Source organism: Pseudomonas paraversuta (assembly GCF_904067025.1).
Taxonomy (GTDB): Bacteria; Pseudomonadota; Gammaproteobacteria; order Pseudomonadales; family Pseudomonadaceae; genus Aquipseudomonas; species Aquipseudomonas paraversuta.
This window is the reverse complement of record NZ_CAJFDA010000001.1, coordinates 3713075-3729270: the sequence shown is the minus strand read 5'-3', so window position 1 is coordinate 3729270 and position 16196 is coordinate 3713075. Positions and strand designations below refer to the sequence as shown.

The 16196-nt window shown below is 56.9% G+C and carries 15 protein-coding genes; 10 read left to right on the top strand and 5 right to left on the bottom strand.

What is annotated here, in order from left to right:
• Window positions 1–11: 11 nt before the first annotated feature.
• Entirely contained in the window at window positions 12–1085 is a 1074-nt protein-coding gene (locus tag JQ848_RS16920) for a diguanylate cyclase (protein WP_202210961.1), read from the bottom strand.
• A 289-nt stretch (window positions 1086–1374) separates the two neighbouring features.
• On the opposite strand from JQ848_RS16920, the gene JQ848_RS16915 reads away from it, so the two are divergent.
• Complete coding sequence (locus JQ848_RS16915; protein ID WP_010655913.1) at window positions 1375–2424, top strand: MBL fold metallo-hydrolase; 1050 nt, start codon at window positions 1375–1377, stop codon at window positions 2422–2424.
• 2 nt (window positions 2425–2426) lie between these two features.
• On the opposite strand, the gene JQ848_RS16910 is transcribed toward JQ848_RS16915, so the two are convergent.
• The 4 genes from JQ848_RS16910 to JQ848_RS16895 all read right to left on the bottom strand — a co-directional run bounded on the left by JQ848_RS16910 (window position 2427) and on the right by JQ848_RS16895 (window position 5365).
• A complete protein-coding gene (locus JQ848_RS16910; RefSeq protein WP_003440839.1) occupies window positions 2427–2744 on the bottom strand; it encodes a helix-turn-helix domain-containing protein in 318 nt (105 codons plus the stop codon).
• A gap of 249 nt (window positions 2745–2993) precedes the next feature.
• Window positions 2994–4244 (bottom strand): ribonucleotide-diphosphate reductase subunit beta, encoded by a 1251-nt coding sequence (locus tag JQ848_RS16905; RefSeq protein WP_003440841.1) that lies wholly within the window; start codon window positions 4242–4244, stop codon window positions 2994–2996.
• A gap of 496 nt (window positions 4245–4740) precedes the next feature.
• On the bottom strand, window positions 4741–4959 hold the full coding sequence (locus JQ848_RS16900) for a hypothetical protein (protein ID WP_003440844.1): 219 nt from the start codon (window positions 4957–4959) through the stop codon (window positions 4741–4743).
• Between the two features lie 142 nt (window positions 4960–5101).
• Window positions 5102–5365, bottom strand: coding sequence for a DUF2790 domain-containing protein (locus JQ848_RS16895; RefSeq protein WP_003440846.1), 264 nt, complete (start codon window positions 5363–5365; stop codon window positions 5102–5104).
• A gap of 416 nt (window positions 5366–5781) precedes the next feature.
• Between JQ848_RS16895 and acs the strand changes: the two genes are divergently transcribed.
• The 9 genes from acs (at window position 5782) to aruF (ending at window position 16193) form a co-directional block, all read left to right on the top strand.
• Window positions 5782–7737, top strand: coding sequence for an acetate--CoA ligase (gene acs / locus JQ848_RS16890; protein ID WP_010655912.1), 1956 nt, complete (start codon window positions 5782–5784; stop codon window positions 7735–7737).
• A gap of 512 nt (window positions 7738–8249) precedes the next feature.
• Complete coding sequence (locus JQ848_RS16885) at window positions 8250–9035, top strand: ABC transporter substrate-binding protein (protein WP_003440850.1); 786 nt, start codon at window positions 8250–8252, stop codon at window positions 9033–9035.
• A gap of 91 nt (window positions 9036–9126) precedes the next feature.
• Window positions 9127–9816 carry an ABC transporter permease gene (locus JQ848_RS16880; protein ID WP_003440853.1) on the top strand — a complete coding sequence of 230 codons (690 nt, stop codon included), beginning with the start codon at window positions 9127–9129 and terminating at the stop codon, window positions 9814–9816.
• Complete coding sequence (locus tag JQ848_RS16875) at window positions 9813–10511, top strand: ABC transporter permease (protein ID WP_003440855.1); 699 nt, start codon at window positions 9813–9815, stop codon at window positions 10509–10511. Before JQ848_RS16880 ends, JQ848_RS16875 begins: the two co-directional genes overlap by 4 nt.
• A 2-nt stretch (window positions 10512–10513) precedes the next feature.
• Window positions 10514–11626, top strand: coding sequence for a succinylglutamate desuccinylase/aspartoacylase family protein (locus JQ848_RS16870; RefSeq protein ID WP_202210960.1), 1113 nt, complete (start codon window positions 10514–10516; stop codon window positions 11624–11626).
• Window positions 11627–11649: 23 nt separating this feature from the next.
• Window positions 11650–12414 carry an ABC transporter ATP-binding protein gene (locus JQ848_RS16865; protein ID WP_003440860.1) on the top strand — a complete coding sequence of 255 codons (765 nt, stop codon included), beginning with the start codon at window positions 11650–11652 and terminating at the stop codon, window positions 12412–12414.
• A 122-nt stretch (window positions 12415–12536) separates the two neighbouring features.
• Entirely contained in the window at window positions 12537–13517 is a 981-nt protein-coding gene (argR, locus tag JQ848_RS16860; protein WP_003440864.1) for a transcriptional regulator ArgR, read from the top strand.
• A gap of 259 nt (window positions 13518–13776) precedes the next feature.
• Window positions 13777–14997 (top strand): aspartate aminotransferase family protein, encoded by a 1221-nt coding sequence (locus JQ848_RS16855; RefSeq protein WP_010655910.1) that lies wholly within the window; start codon window positions 13777–13779, stop codon window positions 14995–14997.
• Between the two features lie 176 nt (window positions 14998–15173).
• Entirely contained in the window at window positions 15174–16193 is a 1020-nt protein-coding gene (gene aruF, locus JQ848_RS16850; RefSeq protein ID WP_010655909.1) for an arginine/ornithine succinyltransferase subunit alpha, read from the top strand.
• Window positions 16194–16196 lie beyond the last annotated feature (3 nt).

Below are 16196 nucleotides of genomic sequence, written 5' to 3'. Positions count from 1 at the left end.
TTTTGCGTGCTTTATGGCTTGCTCAAGACTATATCCATCAGCGTGTCTGCGGCTCCGAGGCTGATCTTGTTACGACCGGTATTCTTGGCGATGTATAACGCTTTGTCGGCTTCATTCAGCCACATCGAAGCATCCTGATATTCGGGCCGGAAAGCTGCCAGGCCGATGCTCAAGCTTGCGCGCAACTCAGGTTCATCGCAGTGCCGGTAATTACTGAACAACTGGCTCAATCGCTCCATGATTTCCTGCGCTTGGGCCAGTGAGCGATCAGGCAAAATGACGCAGAATTCATCACCGCCATAACGCCCGGCCAGGTCTTCTACGCGCAGGTTATCTTTGAGTTCGTTGCTCAACTCGCGCAGCACGCCGTCGCCTACGATATGTCCGTGGGTGTCATTGATGTGCTTGAAGTGGTCAATATCAATCAACACCAGGGTGGCAGTGGAATGTGTCTGCTTGCAGTGTTGGAAGCTGATTTGCAGCAAGTCTTTCCATGAGCCGTGGTTGAGCAGGCCGGTCAGGCTATCGGTACGGCTCAGGGCGCGCAGCGTACGTTTGTGCTCGGCCAGTTTGGTCGCCAGTTGATAACTGATCATGCCCACGGCGAACGGATAGAGCGTCAACATGGGCAAGCAGGCATAGATTTGTATTGCCGTGGTGTCCGGGTTGAAGGCCGCGCCAAATAACAGCCATGACAGCAGGACTCCGGCCAATTGTGCCAGCAGCCCGCGGATCAGCATTTTGGGGCCGCCGACGGCTACGTTGTTCATGATCATCATCGACAGGATGGTCACTGTCGGCAGCGGATTGAACTGCATGCTGGCGGCCCAGAAGCCTCCGAACAAAGAGTCAATCAGCATGTTGTGGCGTTCGGCCCGATACGGGTAAATAGAACGGCAAGACAATTGAAAGGCCAGGTGTGGCCAGATAAAGCCGTTGATCAGCAACAGCCCCCATACCCAGGTCGGCAAGTTGAGGGGGTAGATGGCAGCCATCACGCTGAAGCAGCCAATCGCCAGGCCAATGCTTCGCGGCAAATAAATTCGCCGGGCGAACGACAAACCTTTGCCTTTTTGATTGTCCATAGTTATCCGGCAGATGTCTGGATAGTGGAGTGCGTCTTTGCCATGGGACAGCACTGCTGATCTTTGATATTCAGCGAGTAGCGCGTTGTGGATTTTTACGCTGGCCACATCCGGATAACAACTCAGCGTGTGGGGCCGTTCTCATCAATACTGGTTCCGTTGGTATCGGCAGGCCGGTCGGTGTGACTCTGGAGTCTTCAATGCAGCCTCCGATTGCGCTGAGTTACGTTTGACCCTCTACGGCTCGAAAAGCAAGCCTGATAATCATTCATTACTGAGGTTTGAAAGAATGACACGCGACTCAGCCAGTTCAGAGGCGCTTAAACCCGCAGAGCGTCATCAAGGAGCATTTCGCAACCAGCAGGCACGGCCGCCTTCCAGTCTGGGCAAGACGCTGGGGATTTTCTGGAAGATGTTCTTCCATAAACCTGCGAATACACGCCCGGCAGGGGCGGTTCCGGTCAACTCATTGAGTCGCCGGCAATTGGAGGAGGCGCCGGATTTTAGTGTCTACCGGTTGGGGCATTCGACCCTCTTGCTCAAACTCAAAGGCAAATACTGGCTGACCGACCCGGTGTATGCCGAGCGCGCCTCGCCGTTCCAGTGGGCGGGCCCCAAGCGTTTTCATGCGCCACCCATCAGCCTGGATGAGCTTCCGCCCCTGGAAGCAGTGATCCTGTCACACAATCACTACGATCATCTTGATCAAAAGACGGTGTTGCAGCTGGCCGCCAAAACCAGGCATTTTCTGGCCCCGCTGGGAGTGGGGGACTTGCTGGTCAAGTGGGGAGTCCCCGCCAGTAAAGTTCAGCAACTGGATTGGTGGCAGCAAACACAGCTGGCAGGCATTCGTTTTATAGCTACTCCGTGCCAGCATTTTTCTGGTCGCGGGTTGTTTGATCACAACCAGACGCTCTGGGTGTCGTGGGTCATGATCATTGACGAAGTACGGATTTTCTTCAGTGGTGACTCCGGGTATTTCGACGGTTTCAAACTGATCGGTGAACAGTTTGGGCCGTTTGATCTGACCCTGATGGAAACGGGGGCCTATAACGTCGACTGGCCTGACGTGCACATGCAGCCCGAGCAGACCTTGCAGGCCCATATCGACCTGAAAGGTCGCTGGTTGTTGCCTGTCCACAACGGCACCTTCGATCTGGCCTTTCATGCCTGGCATGAGCCTTTTGACCGTATCGTGGCGCTGGCGGAGCAACACAATATTCTGATCACAACGCCATCAATGGGGGAGGCGTTCAACCTGTTGCAGCCTCACCCCGGGCGTGCATGGTGGCTGGAAGTACAAACCATGCAGGACACCCCGGGCAAGAATGGCAAATAAGCTTATTCAAGCAGTGCGAAGTCTTCACGTCCTGTCGGATCGGGGGTTGTGCCGCGGATGTTGCCGCCGCGACCTGGCGCGAACCCCGGGAAGAACACCAGGCCTTCTGCTTCCAGGCTATAAGCCAGAGCCAGTCGAGTGACATCGCGAATGGGCTCGCCGGCTTCAAAACGCTGGATGGCGGGGACTGAAACCCTGGACTTCTGACTCAGTTGCTCGAAACTCCAGTCGAGCATTTGCCGCGCCTGGGTGCAGTGCAGCGGGGTGAATTGATTGATGATGATGCGTTCCAACGTACTGTGCATGGCTGGATTGGGCATGGCGATTCTCCGGGGCTGAGTCAGTGCTTGAAAATATACTGTGTTTTTATACAGTGGTTTTTAAAGGCAATCAAACCCGTTTTTCTGATCAGTTCCGGGGTGGAGCTCTCACCCGAAAAGCCCCCCTTTCAGGCGTTTTGCATTACAGGTAACAGTCGAAAATTTCGATACGTGCACGACAAATATTGCGCCCAATAAAAAGGGCCGCCTCGCGGCAGCCCTTTTAAACAGCGTATGACCAAACCGGAATCAATCCCAGCTCAGTGCGCCGCCAGTCTGGTACTCGATAACCCGTGTCTCGAAGAAGTTTTTCTCTTTCTTCAAGTCCATGATTTCGCTCATCCATGGGAACGGGTTAGTGGTGCCCGGGTATTCTTCTTTCAGGCCGATTTGCGACAGGCGGCGGTTGGCGATGAACTTGAGGTAGTCCTCCATCATGGCCGCGTTCATGCCCAATACACCGCGTGGCATGGTGTCACGTGCGTATTCGATTTCCAGCTGAGTACCCTGCAGGATCATCTGCGAGGCCTCTTCCTTCATTTCAGCGTCCCACAGGTGCGGGTTTTCGATTTTGATCTGGTTGATCACATCGATGCCGAAGTTAAGGTGCATGGATTCGTCGCGCAGGATGTACTGGAACTGCTCGGCGACGCCGGTCATCTTGTTGCGACGACCCATCGACAGGATCTGGGTGAAGCCGCAGTAGAAGAAGATGCCTTCCAGGACGCAGTAGTAAGCGATCAGGTTGCGCAGCAGTTCCTTGTCGGTTTCAACGGTGCCGGTTTCGAACTTCGGATCGGAGATCGAACGGGTGTACTTCAGGCCCCAGGTAGCTTTTTTAGCGACCGACGGGATCTCGTGGTACATGTTGAAGATCTCGCCTTCATCCATGGCCAGGGATTCAATGCAGTACTGGTAGGCGTGGGTGTGGATCGCCTCTTCGAACGCCTGGCGCAGGATGTACTGGCGGCATTCCGGGTTGGTGATCAGGCGGTATACGGCCAGTACCAGGTTGTTGGCAACCAGGGAGTCGGCGGTGGAGAAGAAGCCCAGGTTGCGCATCACGATGCGGCGTTCGTCGTCGGTCAGGCCTTCCGGGTTTTTCCAGAGGGCGATGTCGGCGGTCATGTTGACTTCTTGCGGCATCCAGTGATTTGCGCAACCGTCCAGATACTTCTGCCATGCCCAGTCGTACTTGAAGGGTACGAGCTGGTTAAGGTCGGCGCGGCAGTTGATCATCATCTTTTCATCGACGGCAACGCGGGCGCTGGCGCCTTCGAGCTCGGCCAGGCCTTCCGCGATGTCGAGATTGTCCAGGGCTGCCTTGGCGCGCTGGATTGCAGCGGAGTCAGAAGCAGTGACTGCACGGGCTTCCTGAGCCGCAACGCCGCCAGCAGCGTCAAGGCGGTCCATGTTGGCTTCGGTTGCGTGGCCGGCATTGGCGCCTTTGACAGCGACTTCACCTTCCTCTTCTTTGTCGAATTCGTCCCAGCTCAGCATGACGTGTCGTCTCCTGCGTGAGGGCCTGTGCCCGTGTGGTAACACTGATTGTTTGGTTGTCACACGGCCATAGGCCACTTGGATCTAAGAAATGTTGCTGCAGTAGCGATGTACGCACGCAAAAACATGAATATATTCGGGGGCTGTCCCGGCTGTCGCTGAGGGGATGCTGTCTGTTCAGCATCTCACCCTGGCCCAGAAGGCCGGAGCTACGTGGTTTACAGCCCGCTCAAGGGGTATGGAACACCCTTTGGATGGCGGCAGTATACGGCTTTTGTACAGGGTATTTCAGCCAGTTTTTTTTCGTACGATGCGACGAAATGCCCTAAATCCGGCCTGGACTTAAGCATGGCCGTTGCTGGGCGAGGGTTTGCTTGCGAGGAAGTATTTCTGGTGTGTACCGGGGACCACGAATGTGGTGTGGCTTTGATGGGGCGAGGGGCGGTGGCGGGGCAGACTACGCCCGGTCGAAACCGGGCATCAAGTCGATACGCTGTCAGCTCAGGCGATGGCCGTTGGTGCGATCGTAGCCGTCTTCGGCAAAAGTGGCCGAGCGGGTGCTGTCGTAACCGTCTTCAGCAAAGCTGGCCGAGCGGGTGTTGTCATAGCCGTCTTCAGTAAAGGTCGCTGAATGGGTGTGGTCATAACCGTCAGCGGCAAAGGCGCTACCTGCAAGTACAGACATGCTTAAAGCCAATATTAATGCGCGTTTCATGGGTTTAACTCCTGGCGATTGAGGCGCAGGCAGGCAACTTTTCAATGCGCAATAAATAGCGCTGTAAGTTGCAATAAAGTGCCGCGTTGGATCGCGTTAACAAGGGATGTAATTAAGTAGCGGGGGATTTGTAAGTTGCGGATCAGCCGTTGGAACAGCCGTTGCCCATTACCCGGTATTCAAGAATGTGCTGGGTGCCTTGCGAGTCTTCGTAGACCATCTGGGCCGGCACCACTTCGCAAACACTGGGGATTTCGCTCATGGAGATGACCTTGGCGATATCCAGCTCGGAAGAGTAGGAGTACTGTTCTACGGCGGGTTGCGGGTGTCCGGCGGGCATAGTTGCTTCATCCGCCAGGGCGGTTAAACACACACTGCTGAGGGCCAGAACTAACAACGCTTTCATTTCGTAATTACCTGTTTTTGGTCGAGTGGGATCACACAGCCCTTGTGGGGCTGCGTGTAAAACTTGATGAGTTAAGAGCGATTAAACATGCCTTCGTGGGGGCTGTAACTTGTATCAATCGCAGTGCCTTGGTTGGCGAGGTCAATTTTAGGCCCGGGCGCTACAGGCATAAAGAGGGGGTTTTGATAAAGACTGTTGACAGATTCTGCAACAATCGTCGAAAACAGACCCGGATTTGGTTTTTGGCAATTCCTGAATCAAAGGATAAAGCGCTGTAAGTACTGTGCTTGAGGCTTCGGCAGAGAAATCAGGGTTTTCCCGGGTATTTCTTACTACCAACGTCGAATGGATCTCATGCCCCGGCCCGGCTAAAACAGGGTCATAAAACAACAACTACAAACATCGAGGTATGAAACATGAGTGCCGCTTCCCTGTATCCCGTACGCCCTGAAGTAGCAGCCAATACGCTGACCGATGAGGCGACCTACAAGGCGATGTACCAGCAGTCCGTGGTCAATCCCGATGGCTTCTGGCGCGAGCAGGCTCAGCGTCTCGACTGGATCAAGCCGTTTACCACCGTCAAGCAGACCTCTTTCGACGACCACCATGTCGATATCAAATGGTTCGCCGACGGCACGCTTAACGTTTCCTACAACTGCCTGGATCGCCACCTTGCCGAGCGCGGCGATCAGGTTGCGATTATCTGGGAGGGCGATGATCCTTCCGAGCAGCGCAACATCACCTACCGCGAACTGCACGAAGAAGTGTGCAAGCTCGCCAATGCGTTGCGCGGTCAGGACGTTCACCGTGGCGACGTAGTAACTATCTATATGCCGATGGTGCCCGAAGCTGTGGTCGCCATGCTGGCCTGTACCCGGATCGGTGCCATTCACTCGGTGGTGTTCGGTGGCTTCTCGCCCGAGGCGCTGGCAGGACGCATCATCGACTGCAAGTCCAAGGTGGTGATTACTGCCGACGAGGGCGTGCGCGGCGGCAAGCGTACGGCGCTCAAGGCCAATGTCGATGTGGCACTGACCAACCCTGATACCTCGAGCGTGCAGAAAATCATCGTGTTCAAGCGTACCGGCGGCGATATCGCCTGGTACAAGCACCGAGACATCTGGTATCACGACTTGATGGCCGTGGCTTCCACCCACTGCGCGCCAAAAGAGATGGGCGCCGAAGAAGCGTTGTTCATCCTTTATACCTCCGGCTCCACCGGCAAGCCCAAAGGGGTGCAACACACCACGGGCGGTTATCTGCTGTATGCCGCGCTGACCCATGAACGCGTATTCGACTATCGTCCCGGCGAGGTCTACTGGTGCACGGCTGACGTCGGCTGGGTAACCGGTCACACCTATATCGTCTACGGCCCCCTGGCCAATGGCGCGACCACAGTGCTGTTCGAAGGCGTACCGAACTATCCGGACATCACCCGGGTGTCGAAAATTGTCGACAAGCACAAGGTCAACATCCTCTACACCGCGCCAACGGCCATTCGCGCCATGATGGCCGAAGGTCAGGCTGCGGTTAAGGATGCTGACGGTTCAAGCCTGCGTCTGCTGGGTTCGGTAGGTGAGCCGATCAACCCGGAAGCCTGGAACTGGTACTACACAACCGTGGGTAAAGAGCGTTGCCCTATCGTTGATACCTGGTGGCAGACCGAAACCGGTGCTTGCATGATGAGCCCGCTGCCGGGAGCCCATGCGCTCAAGCCGGGTTCTGCGGCGCGTCCATTCTTCGGTGTGGTGCCGGGGCTGGTGGACAACCTGGGCAACCTGATTGAAGGCGCGGCGGAAGGCAACCTGGTGATCCTGGATTCGTGGCCGGGTCAGGCACGCACCCTGTATGGCGATCACGACCGTTTTGTCGATACCTACTTCAAGACCTTCCGCGGCATGTACTTCACGGGTGACGGGGCCCGTCGCGACGAAGACGGTTACTACTGGATCACCGGCCGGGTGGACGATGTGCTTAACGTTTCTGGCCATCGCATGGGGACCGCCGAGATCGAAAGCGCGATGGTGGCTCACCCGAAAGTCGCCGAGGCGGCTGTTGTAGGCGTGCCCCACGACATCAAGGGGCAGGGCATTTATGTCTACGTCACCCTCAATGGCGGTGAAGCGCCAAGTGAAGAGCTGCGTCTGGAGTTGAAAAACTGGGTGCGTAAAGAGATAGGTCCGATTGCCTCGCCGGATGTCATCCAGTGGGCGCCAGGCTTGCCGAAAACCCGATCCGGCAAAATCATGCGCCGTATCCTGCGCAAGATCGCCACCGGTGAATATGACGGTCTGGGGGATATTTCCACCCTGGCCGACCCGGGTGTGGTGCAGCATTTGATCGAAACCCACAAGAGCATGAAGCAGGCATAAACCTTCTTTGCGCTCCCGAACCCCGCCCGGCATTGCCCGGCGGGGTTTTTATTTGGCGGCTGGCGGAGTTGGGGGTGCCTCGGGCAGTGTTACCGCAGGTGTAACCAGGCGCACAAAAACGGGGCCTTGCGACACCAAAAGCACCGTTTTAGAGCTGTTTTGACTCCCCTGAAAAATAAGATGAAACGCTACACTTGCCGGAATAGAAGGCTTTGCGAATAATAGGCCCGCTATTTGCAACTCACATAGGTTCTATGTCTTTTGCTCTTGCATGAATTCGAAGAGCTGTCAATGACTGGAGTCGCATTTCTCGATGCATCTGTAATTTGTTGTCGCATTGGAGAAATAACGGCTTGAAGCCTGTCGTTAGAATGCCGATCACTCGCTCGTCGTCGTTGTGCTGATATCAGTGCATCGCCAGTAGGACGTGGCGCCGCATTCCCGGTTTAACCTCCGCATCTTGGGCTAACGCTCATTCTGCATTTATTGCCCTTTACCGATGGAGTCCTAAGATGAAGAAACTCGTGCTTCTTGGCGCCCTGGCACTGTCCGTGCTGTCCCTGCAGGCTTTCGCTGATCAAAAACCGCTGAAAATCGGTATTGAAGCCGCTTATCCTCCGTTTGCCTCCAAGGCGCCGGATGGCAGCATCGTAGGTTTTGACTATGACATCGGTAATGCTCTGTGCGAGCAGATGCAGGTCAAGTGTGTGTGGGTCGAACAAGAATTCGACGGCCTGATTCCGGCGCTTAAAGTGCGCAAGATCGACGCCATCCTGTCCTCGATGTCGATTACCGAAGACCGCAAAAAGTCTGTCGACTTCACCAACAAGTACTACCTCACTCCGGCGCGTCTGGTGATGAAGGACGGTGCTGTGGTCAGCGACAGCCTTGACGAGCTCAAGGGCAAGAAAATCGGCGTGCAGCGCGGTTCGATTCACGACCGTTTCGCCAAGGAAGTCTTTGCACCCAAAGGCGCAACTGTCGTGCCTTACAGCTCGCAAAACGAAATCTACCTGGACATCGAAGCCGGTCGCCTTGATGGCACCGTGGCCGACGCCACCCTGCTTAATGACGGTTTCCTGAAAACCCCGGCTGGCAAAGGCTATGCCTTCGTAGGCCCGCAATTCACCGACGTCAAATACTTCGGTGACGGCGTGGGTATCGCGGTACGCAAGGGCGACAAAGAGCTCAAAGACAAGATCGACACCGCGATCACGGCTCTTCGTGACAACGGTAAATACAAGCAAATCCAGGACAAATACTTCGACTTCGATATTTACGGCCCAGAAGCCAAGTAAACCGTCGCAGCGGTAAGTCCGAAATGGCGCAAGCAACAGGATCTCTGAAGTTTGCGCCATTTTTTCATCCTAATTTTCGAGGACCTGAATCATGTTGAAAGGCTACGGGGCTGTCATCCTCGATGGCGCTTGGCTGACGCTTCAGCTCGCCTTGTCGTCCATGGCCCTGGCCATTGTTCTAGGTCTGATCGGTGTTTCCTTGCGCCTGTCGCCGGTGCGCTGGCTGGCCTGGTTGGGCGATCTGTATTCAACGGTTATCCGCGGGATACCCGATCTGGTGTTGATCCTGCTGATTTTCTATGGCGGTCAGAATTTGCTGAACAACGTTGCGCCGATGCTGGGCCATGACGATTACATTGACTTGAACCCTCTGGCTGCGGGTATCGGCACCCTGGGCTTTATTTTTGGTGCATACCTGTCCGAAACCTTTCGTGGGGCCTTCATGGCGATCCCCAAAGGTCAGGCCGAGGCGGGCATGGCTTATGGCATGAGCAGCTTTCAGGTGTTTTTCCGGGTATTGGTACCGCAGATGATTCGCCTGGCGATTCCGGGGTTCACCAATAACTGGCTGGTACTGACCAAGGCGACGGCCCTGATTTCGGTGGTCGGCTTGCAAGACATGATGTTCAAGGCCAAGCAGGCGGCGGATGCCACCCGCGAACCCTTTACTTTCTTTCTGGCCGTGGCGGCGATGTACCTGGTGCTGACCAGTGTTTCGCTGTTGGCGCTGCGACAACTTGAGAAACGCTACTCGGTAGGCGTAAAGGCGGCTGATCTATGATCTTCGACTACAACGTCATTTGGGACAGCATGCCGCTGTACCTGAATGGGCTGCTGGAAACCCTTAAACTGCTGGGCATCTCGCTGTTTTTCGGTTTGCTGGTGGCTGTGCCGCTGGGTTTGATGCGGGTCTCCAAGAAGTCCTGGGTCAACTTTCCGGCCTGGCTGTACACCTATGTGATTCGCGGTACGCCGATGCTGGTCCAGCTGTTTTTGATCTACTACGGTCTGGCTCAGTTCGAGGCCGTGCGTGACAGTTTCCTGTGGCCGCTACTGTCCAGTGCGACCTTCTGTGCCTGTCTGGCGTTTGCCATCAACACCAGTGCCTACACCGCCGAAATCATTGCCGGTAGCCTCAAGGCCACACCCAATGGCGAGATCGAGGCAGCAAAGGCCATGGGCATGTCGCGCTACAAAATGTATCGCCGTATTCTGCTGCCGTCGGCCATGCGCCGGGCACTGCCGCAATACAGCAACGAAGTGATCATGATGTTGCAGACCACCAGCCTGGCTTCCATCGTGACGCTGATCGACATCACAGGTGCGGCACGCACGGTCAACGCGCAGTACTACCTGCCGTTCGAGGCCTATATCACCGCCGGTGTGTTTTACCTGTGCCTGACGTTCATTCTGGTGCGCCTGTTCAAACTGGCCGAGCGCCGCTGGCTGGGCTACATGGCCCCGCGCAAGGCCTGATCATGGAGCGTATCGATCATGTACTGCCGTGGAGCAGTCTGGGAACCGAGCGCCAGCTGACGGTGTTCCGTTTCGGTACCGGCGAGCGCAAGGCCTACATTCAGGCCAGCCTGCATGCTGATGAGCTGCCGGGCATGCGTTGCGCCTGGGAACTGAAAAAGCGCCTGACCGAGCTTGAGTTGCAGGGCGCCCTGAACGGCGTGATCGAACTGGTGCCTGTGGCCAATCCGCTGGGGTTGGGGCAGTTGCTGCAAGGCAACCACCAGGGGCGTTTCGAGTCCGGCAGCGGCAAGAACTTCAACCGCGATTTCGTTGAGTTGAGTGCCCCCGTGGCAGCTGCGCTGCAAGGGTGTCTGGGGGATGATCCCCATGCCAATATCCGCCTGATCCGTCAGGCGATGCTTGATGTGCTGGAGCAATTGCCACCTGCTGCGAGCCAGTTGCAGGGCCTGCAGCGGGTGCTGTTGAGCCATGCCTGTAATGCGGACATCGTGCTCGACCTGCATTGCGATGCGGAGGCGGCGTTGCACATGTACGCCTTGCCCCAGCATTGGCCGCAGTGGCGCTCCCTGGCCGCGCATCTGAACATGCGGGTTGGATTATTGGCCGAAGACTCCGGCGGCAGCTCGTTCGATGAAGCCTGTTCGTTGCCGTGGTTGCGCTTGCAGCGCCAGTTCGCCGATGCACAGATTCCCCTGGCGTGCATGGCCACCACCCTGGAGCTGGGCGGGCAGTCCGATACCGGACGTCCAGAGGCCCAGGCGTATGCCGAAGCCATTCTGGCGTTTCTGGCCGAGCAAGGTTTGATTACCGGGGACTGGCCGGCCGCGCAGCACCCGGCGTGCGAAGGCATGCCGTTCGAAGGCACCGAACTGTTGTATGCACCGCACCCCGGTGTGGTGAGCTTTTTACGTCCGGCGGGCGCCTGGGTTGAAGCCGGCGAGCCGCTGTTTGAAGTGATTGATCCTTTATCTGACCGGGTCAGTACGGTATGCGCGGGCACGGCCGGCGTATTATTTGCCGTTGAGCGACTGCGTTATGCCCAACCCGGTTTCTGGCTGGCTAAAGTGGCGGGGCGTGAGCCTCTGCGTCACGGGCGCTTGCTCAACGACTGACTGTTTTTGTGAGAACCGACAACATGTACAAACTTGAAGTCCAAGATCTGCATAAACGCTATGGCAGTCACGAAGTGCTCAAAGGCGTTTCGCTGGCCGCCAAAGCAGGTGATGTGATCAGCATCATCGGTTCCAGTGGCTCTGGCAAAAGTACCTTTTTGCGGTGCATCAACCTGCTTGAGCAGCCCCATGCCGGCAAAATCCTGCTCAATGGCGAAGAACTCAAGCTGATTGCCAACAAGGACGGCGCGCTCAAGGCCGCTGATCCCAAGCAATTGCAGCGCATGCGTTCGCGACTGTCGATGGTGTTCCAGCATTTCAATCTGTGGTCGCATATGACTGCGCTGGAAAACATCATGGAAGCACCGGTGCATGTACTGGGCATGTCCAGGGCCGAGGCCCGGGAAAAGGCCGAGCATTACCTGAACAAAGTGGGTGTTTCCCATCGCAAGGACGCCTACCCGGGGCATATGTCCGGTGGCGAACAGCAGCGTGTGGCGATTGCCCGGGCGCTGGCGATGGAGCCTGAAGTCATGTTGTTCGACGAGCCGACTTCAGCCCTCGACCCGGAGCTGGTGGGTGATGTGCTGAAAGTGATGCAGGATCTGGCACTCGAAGGCCGGACCATGGTTGTGGTGACCCACGAAATGGGCTTTGCCCGTGAAGTGTCCAACCAGTTGGTGTTTTTGCACAAAGGCATTGTTGAAGAAAGCGGCGATCCGCGTGAAGTACTGGTAAACCCGCAATGCGAGCGTTTGCAGCAATTCCTGTCGGGCAGCTTGAAATAACTGCAGCTATAAGACTGCCTCTGTGCACCAAAATAGGTCATGCTCCGCGTCTCGCGCAGTTGGCCCAGGCTGAGTGTTGGCGCATTTGGTTTTCCTTCTGTTTTCGTTCCGGATAGCACGCTATGACCGCCCATCGAATTGGTTTCCTTATTTGGCCCAGCACCAAAGCCTTGACCCTGGCGCTGGCAGAGGAAGCGTTGCGTGTTGCTCAGCGCGTGCACCCCGAAGTCGTTTACGAGTTGCTGTTTTTACAGGCCGAACCGCCGGCAGAGGGCGCCTGGCAGTTGCCCGGTGAACCCTGGACGGGCAAGCTGGAAGGCTGCCAGAAACTGTTTTTGCTGGCTGACGAACCCCCGGCGACCATCGCGCCGGCCCTGAGCAGCGCACTCAAGCAATTGGTGCGCGCGGGCTGTGTGATTGGCGGGCTGTCGGCAGGGGTTTACCCGCTGGCGCAAATAGGTTTGCTCGATGGTTATCGTGCTGCCGTGCACTGGCGCTGGCAGGATGATTTCGCCGAGCGCTTCCCTAAGGTGATTGCCACCAGTCACTTGTTTGACTGGGACCGCGATCGTCTGAGTGCTTGCGGCGGCCTGTCGGTACTGGATCTGCTGCTTGCAGTGCTGGCCCGGGATCATGGTGCCGAGCTGGCGGGCGCGGTCTCCGAAGAACTGGTGGTGGAGCGCATTCGTGAAGGCGGCGAGCGCCAGCGTATTCCTCTGCAAAACCGTCTGGGTTCGAGCCATCCCAAGCTGACCCAGGCCGTGCTGCTGATGGAAGCCAACATTGAAGAGCCGCTGACCACCGACGAAATTGCCCAGCATGTCTGCGTGTCTCGCCGGCAACTGGAGCGGATATTCAAGCAATACTTGAATCGTGTTCCGAGCCAGTACTATCTGGAGTTGCGTCTGAACAAGGCGCGTCAGATGCTGATGCAAACCAGCAAGTCGATTATTCAGATCGGCCTGTCGTGCGGCTTTTCATCGGGGCCGCATTTTTCCAGCGCCTATCGCAACTTCTTTGGCGCAACGCCTCGTGAAGATCGCAATCAGCGTCGCAGCAGCAGCCCGTTCGAATTGTCATCGGCGCCTGCCGAGCGCGGCTGAGAGTCAGCGGCCTGGTTTTGCCTGAGTGCGCCCCGCAACAGGATGAGCAATCAAAGTGCGTTGATGCTGCCGAAAAGTCGGCCCAGCGTTTAAACTGCGCCTTTGTGACGGAATATGTCGCATTGCCGCAAGCCTTGGAAAATCGTGGTAGGACGCTGTAAGAAGTTGTCGCTTGGCGACAAGGCTTGCCCCCCGCGTGTCCTTACAATCCCCCCATCGCTTGCCAGTTCAGGCAGGCGTTCCTCTTCAGGAGACTCCGATGTCCGTTGAGCAAGCCCCGGTGCAACGCGCCGATTTCGACCAGGTCATGGTTCCTAACTACGCACCTGCCGCCTTCATTCCTGTGCGCGGTGCCGGTTCCCGGGTTTGGGATCAGGCAGGTCGAGAACTGATCGACTTCGCAGGCGGCATCGCTGTTAACGTTCTGGGTCATGCACATCCGGCACTGGTCGGCGCGTTGACTGAACAGGCGAACACCCTGTGGCACGTATCCAACGTGTTCACCAACGAGCCGGCATTGCGCCTGGCCAAAAAGCTGGTGGACTCGACCTTCGCTGAGCGGGTGTTCTTCTGCAACTCGGGCGCAGAAGCCAACGAGGCCGCGTTCAAGCTGGCCCGTCGTGTGGCCCATGACCGTTTTGGCCCTGAGAAGTACGAAATCATCGCCGCCCTCAACAGCTTTCACGGACGCACACTGTTCACCGTGAACGTGGGTGGGCAGTCGAAGTACTCCGACGGCTTCGGTCCGAAAATCACCGGCATCACCCATGTCCCGTTCAACGATCTCGACGCTTTGAAAGCGGCCATTTCGGACAAGACCTGCGCGGTAGTGCTGGAGCCGATCCAGGGCGAAGGCGGTGTGCTCCCGGCCGAACAGGCTTACCTGCAAGGCGCGCGCGATTTGTGCGATCAACACAATGCATTGCTGGTGTTTGACGAAGTGCAAACCGGCATGGGCCGCACCGGCGAGCTGTTTGCCTATATGCATTACGGCGTGACCCCGGACATCCTCACCAGTGCCAAGAGCCTGGGTGGCGGTTTCCCGATCGCAGCCATGTTGACCACTGAAGCACTGGCCAAACACCTGGTTGTCGGCACTCATGGCACCACCTACGGCGGCAACCCGCTGGCGTGCGCCGTGGGCAACGCGGTGATCGACGTGATCAACACCCCTGAAGTGTTGAACGGTGTGAAAACCAAGCACGAGCAGTTCAAGACCCGGCTTGAGAAAATTGGCCAGCAATACGGCCTGTTCACGCAAGTACGTGGCATGGGTCTGTTGATTGGTTGTGTATTGAGCGATGCCTGGAAAGGCAAGGCCAAAGACATCTTCAACGCCTGTGAGAAAGAGAACCTGATGATTTTGCAGGCCGGTCCTGACGTGGTGCGTTTCGCCCCGAGTCTGGTGGTTGAAGAGGCCGATATCGAAGAAGGTCTGAACCGCTTCGAGCGTGCCGTGCAAAAGCTGACGCAAGCCTGATCGTGATTTCAACGCCTGATTTTTCAGGCGTTGACCCTTTTATATGCTGAACCGCAACCCCTGCAGGAGCGAGCTTGCTCGCGAGCCATGCATCGCGATCCCATAAAGCTCGCTCCTGCAGGGGTTGCAGGTTCGGTATTTTCTTCTGTGTTGTTCAAGGATTAAGGAGTGACACCATGCTGGTGATGCGCCCCGCGCAAATGGCTGATCTGGGCGAAGTACAGCGTCTGGCTGCGGACAGCCCGATTGGTGTCACTTCATTGCCGGACGATATCGAGCGCCTGCGCGACAAGATCGCAGCCTCTGAAACCTCGTTTGCCGCTGAAGTCAGCTTCAACGGCGAGGAGAGTTATTTCTTCGTTCTCGAAGACACCGCCACCGGCAAACTGGTGGGCTGTTCGGCAATCGTGGCATCGGCCGGTTACTCGGAACCGTTCTACAGCTTTCGTAACGAGACCTTTGTACATGCCTCCCGCGAGCTGAAGATTCACAACAAGATTCACGTGTTGTCGCAGTGCCATGACCTCACTGGCAACAGTCTGCTGACCAGCTTCTATGTACTGCCTGAACTGGTGGGTTCGGCCTGGTCCGAGCTCAACTCCCGCGGGCGACTGCTGTTTGTGGCCAACCATCCGGAGCGCTTTGCCGATTCGGTGGTTACCGAGATCGTCGGTTACAGCGATGAAAACGGTGACTCGCCGTTCTGGGACGCCATTGGCCGCAACTTCTTCGACCTGAACTACGCTGCCGCCGAGCGCCTGTGCGGGCTTAAAAGCCGTACTTTCCTCGCCGAACTGATGCCGCACTACCCGATTTATGTGCCCTTGCTGCCCGACACCGCCCAGGAGGCCATGGGGCAAGTGCATCCGCGGGCGCAGATTACCTTCGACATCCTGATGCGCGAAGGCTTCGAAACCGATCACTACATCGATATTTTCGACGGTGGCCCGACCCTGCATGCACGGGTTTCGGGTATCCGTTCGATTGCTCAAAGCCGCGTGGTACCGGTCAAGATCGGGGAGCCAGGCAAAGGCGGCGGTCGCCAGTATCTGGTGGCCAACGCCCAGTTGCAGGATTACCGCGCGGTACTGCTGGAACTCGACTGGGCGCCGGGCAAACCGGTGATGCTGGATCTGGAAGCGGCCGAAGCACTCGGTGTTGGCGAAGGCGCCAGCGTACGAGTGGTGGCGGTTTAACGC

What these genes read in the sequence shown, in the direction of transcription:
- JQ848_RS16915 (WP_010655913.1), top strand. Translation starts at nt 1,375, where the DNA reads ATGACACGCGACTCAGCCAGTTCAGAGGCGCTTAAACCCGCAGAGCGT.
- JQ848_RS16910 (WP_003440839.1), bottom strand. Translation starts at nt 2,744, where the DNA reads ATGCCCAATCCAGCCATGCACAGTACGTTGGAACGCATCATCATCAAT.
- JQ848_RS16900 (WP_003440844.1), bottom strand. Translation starts at nt 4,959, where the DNA reads ATGAAACGCGCATTAATATTGGCTTTAAGCATGTCTGTACTTGCAGGT.
- acs (WP_010655912.1), top strand. Translation starts at nt 5,782, where the DNA reads ATGAGTGCCGCTTCCCTGTATCCCGTACGCCCTGAAGTAGCAGCCAAT.
- JQ848_RS16865 (WP_003440860.1), top strand. Translation starts at nt 11,650, where the DNA reads ATGTACAAACTTGAAGTCCAAGATCTGCATAAACGCTATGGCAGTCAC.
- JQ848_RS16855 (WP_010655910.1), top strand. Translation starts at nt 13,777, where the DNA reads ATGTCCGTTGAGCAAGCCCCGGTGCAACGCGCCGATTTCGACCAGGTC.
- JQ848_RS16920 (WP_202210961.1), bottom strand. Translation starts at nt 1,085, where the DNA reads ATGGACAATCAAAAAGGCAAAGGTTTGTCGTTCGCCCGGCGAATTTAT.
- JQ848_RS16870 (WP_202210960.1), top strand. Translation starts at nt 10,514, where the DNA reads ATGGAGCGTATCGATCATGTACTGCCGTGGAGCAGTCTGGGAACCGAG.
- JQ848_RS16880 (WP_003440853.1), top strand. Translation starts at nt 9,127, where the DNA reads ATGTTGAAAGGCTACGGGGCTGTCATCCTCGATGGCGCTTGGCTGACG.
- argR (WP_003440864.1), top strand. Translation starts at nt 12,537, where the DNA reads ATGACCGCCCATCGAATTGGTTTCCTTATTTGGCCCAGCACCAAAGCC.
- JQ848_RS16885 (WP_003440850.1), top strand. Translation starts at nt 8,250, where the DNA reads ATGAAGAAACTCGTGCTTCTTGGCGCCCTGGCACTGTCCGTGCTGTCC.
- JQ848_RS16875 (WP_003440855.1), top strand. Translation starts at nt 9,813, where the DNA reads ATGATCTTCGACTACAACGTCATTTGGGACAGCATGCCGCTGTACCTG.
- JQ848_RS16895 (WP_003440846.1), bottom strand. Translation starts at nt 5,365, where the DNA reads ATGAAAGCGTTGTTAGTTCTGGCCCTCAGCAGTGTGTGTTTAACCGCC.
- JQ848_RS16905 (WP_003440841.1), bottom strand. Translation starts at nt 4,244, where the DNA reads ATGCTGAGCTGGGACGAATTCGACAAAGAAGAGGAAGGTGAAGTCGCT.
- aruF (WP_010655909.1), top strand. Translation starts at nt 15,174, where the DNA reads ATGCTGGTGATGCGCCCCGCGCAAATGGCTGATCTGGGCGAAGTACAG.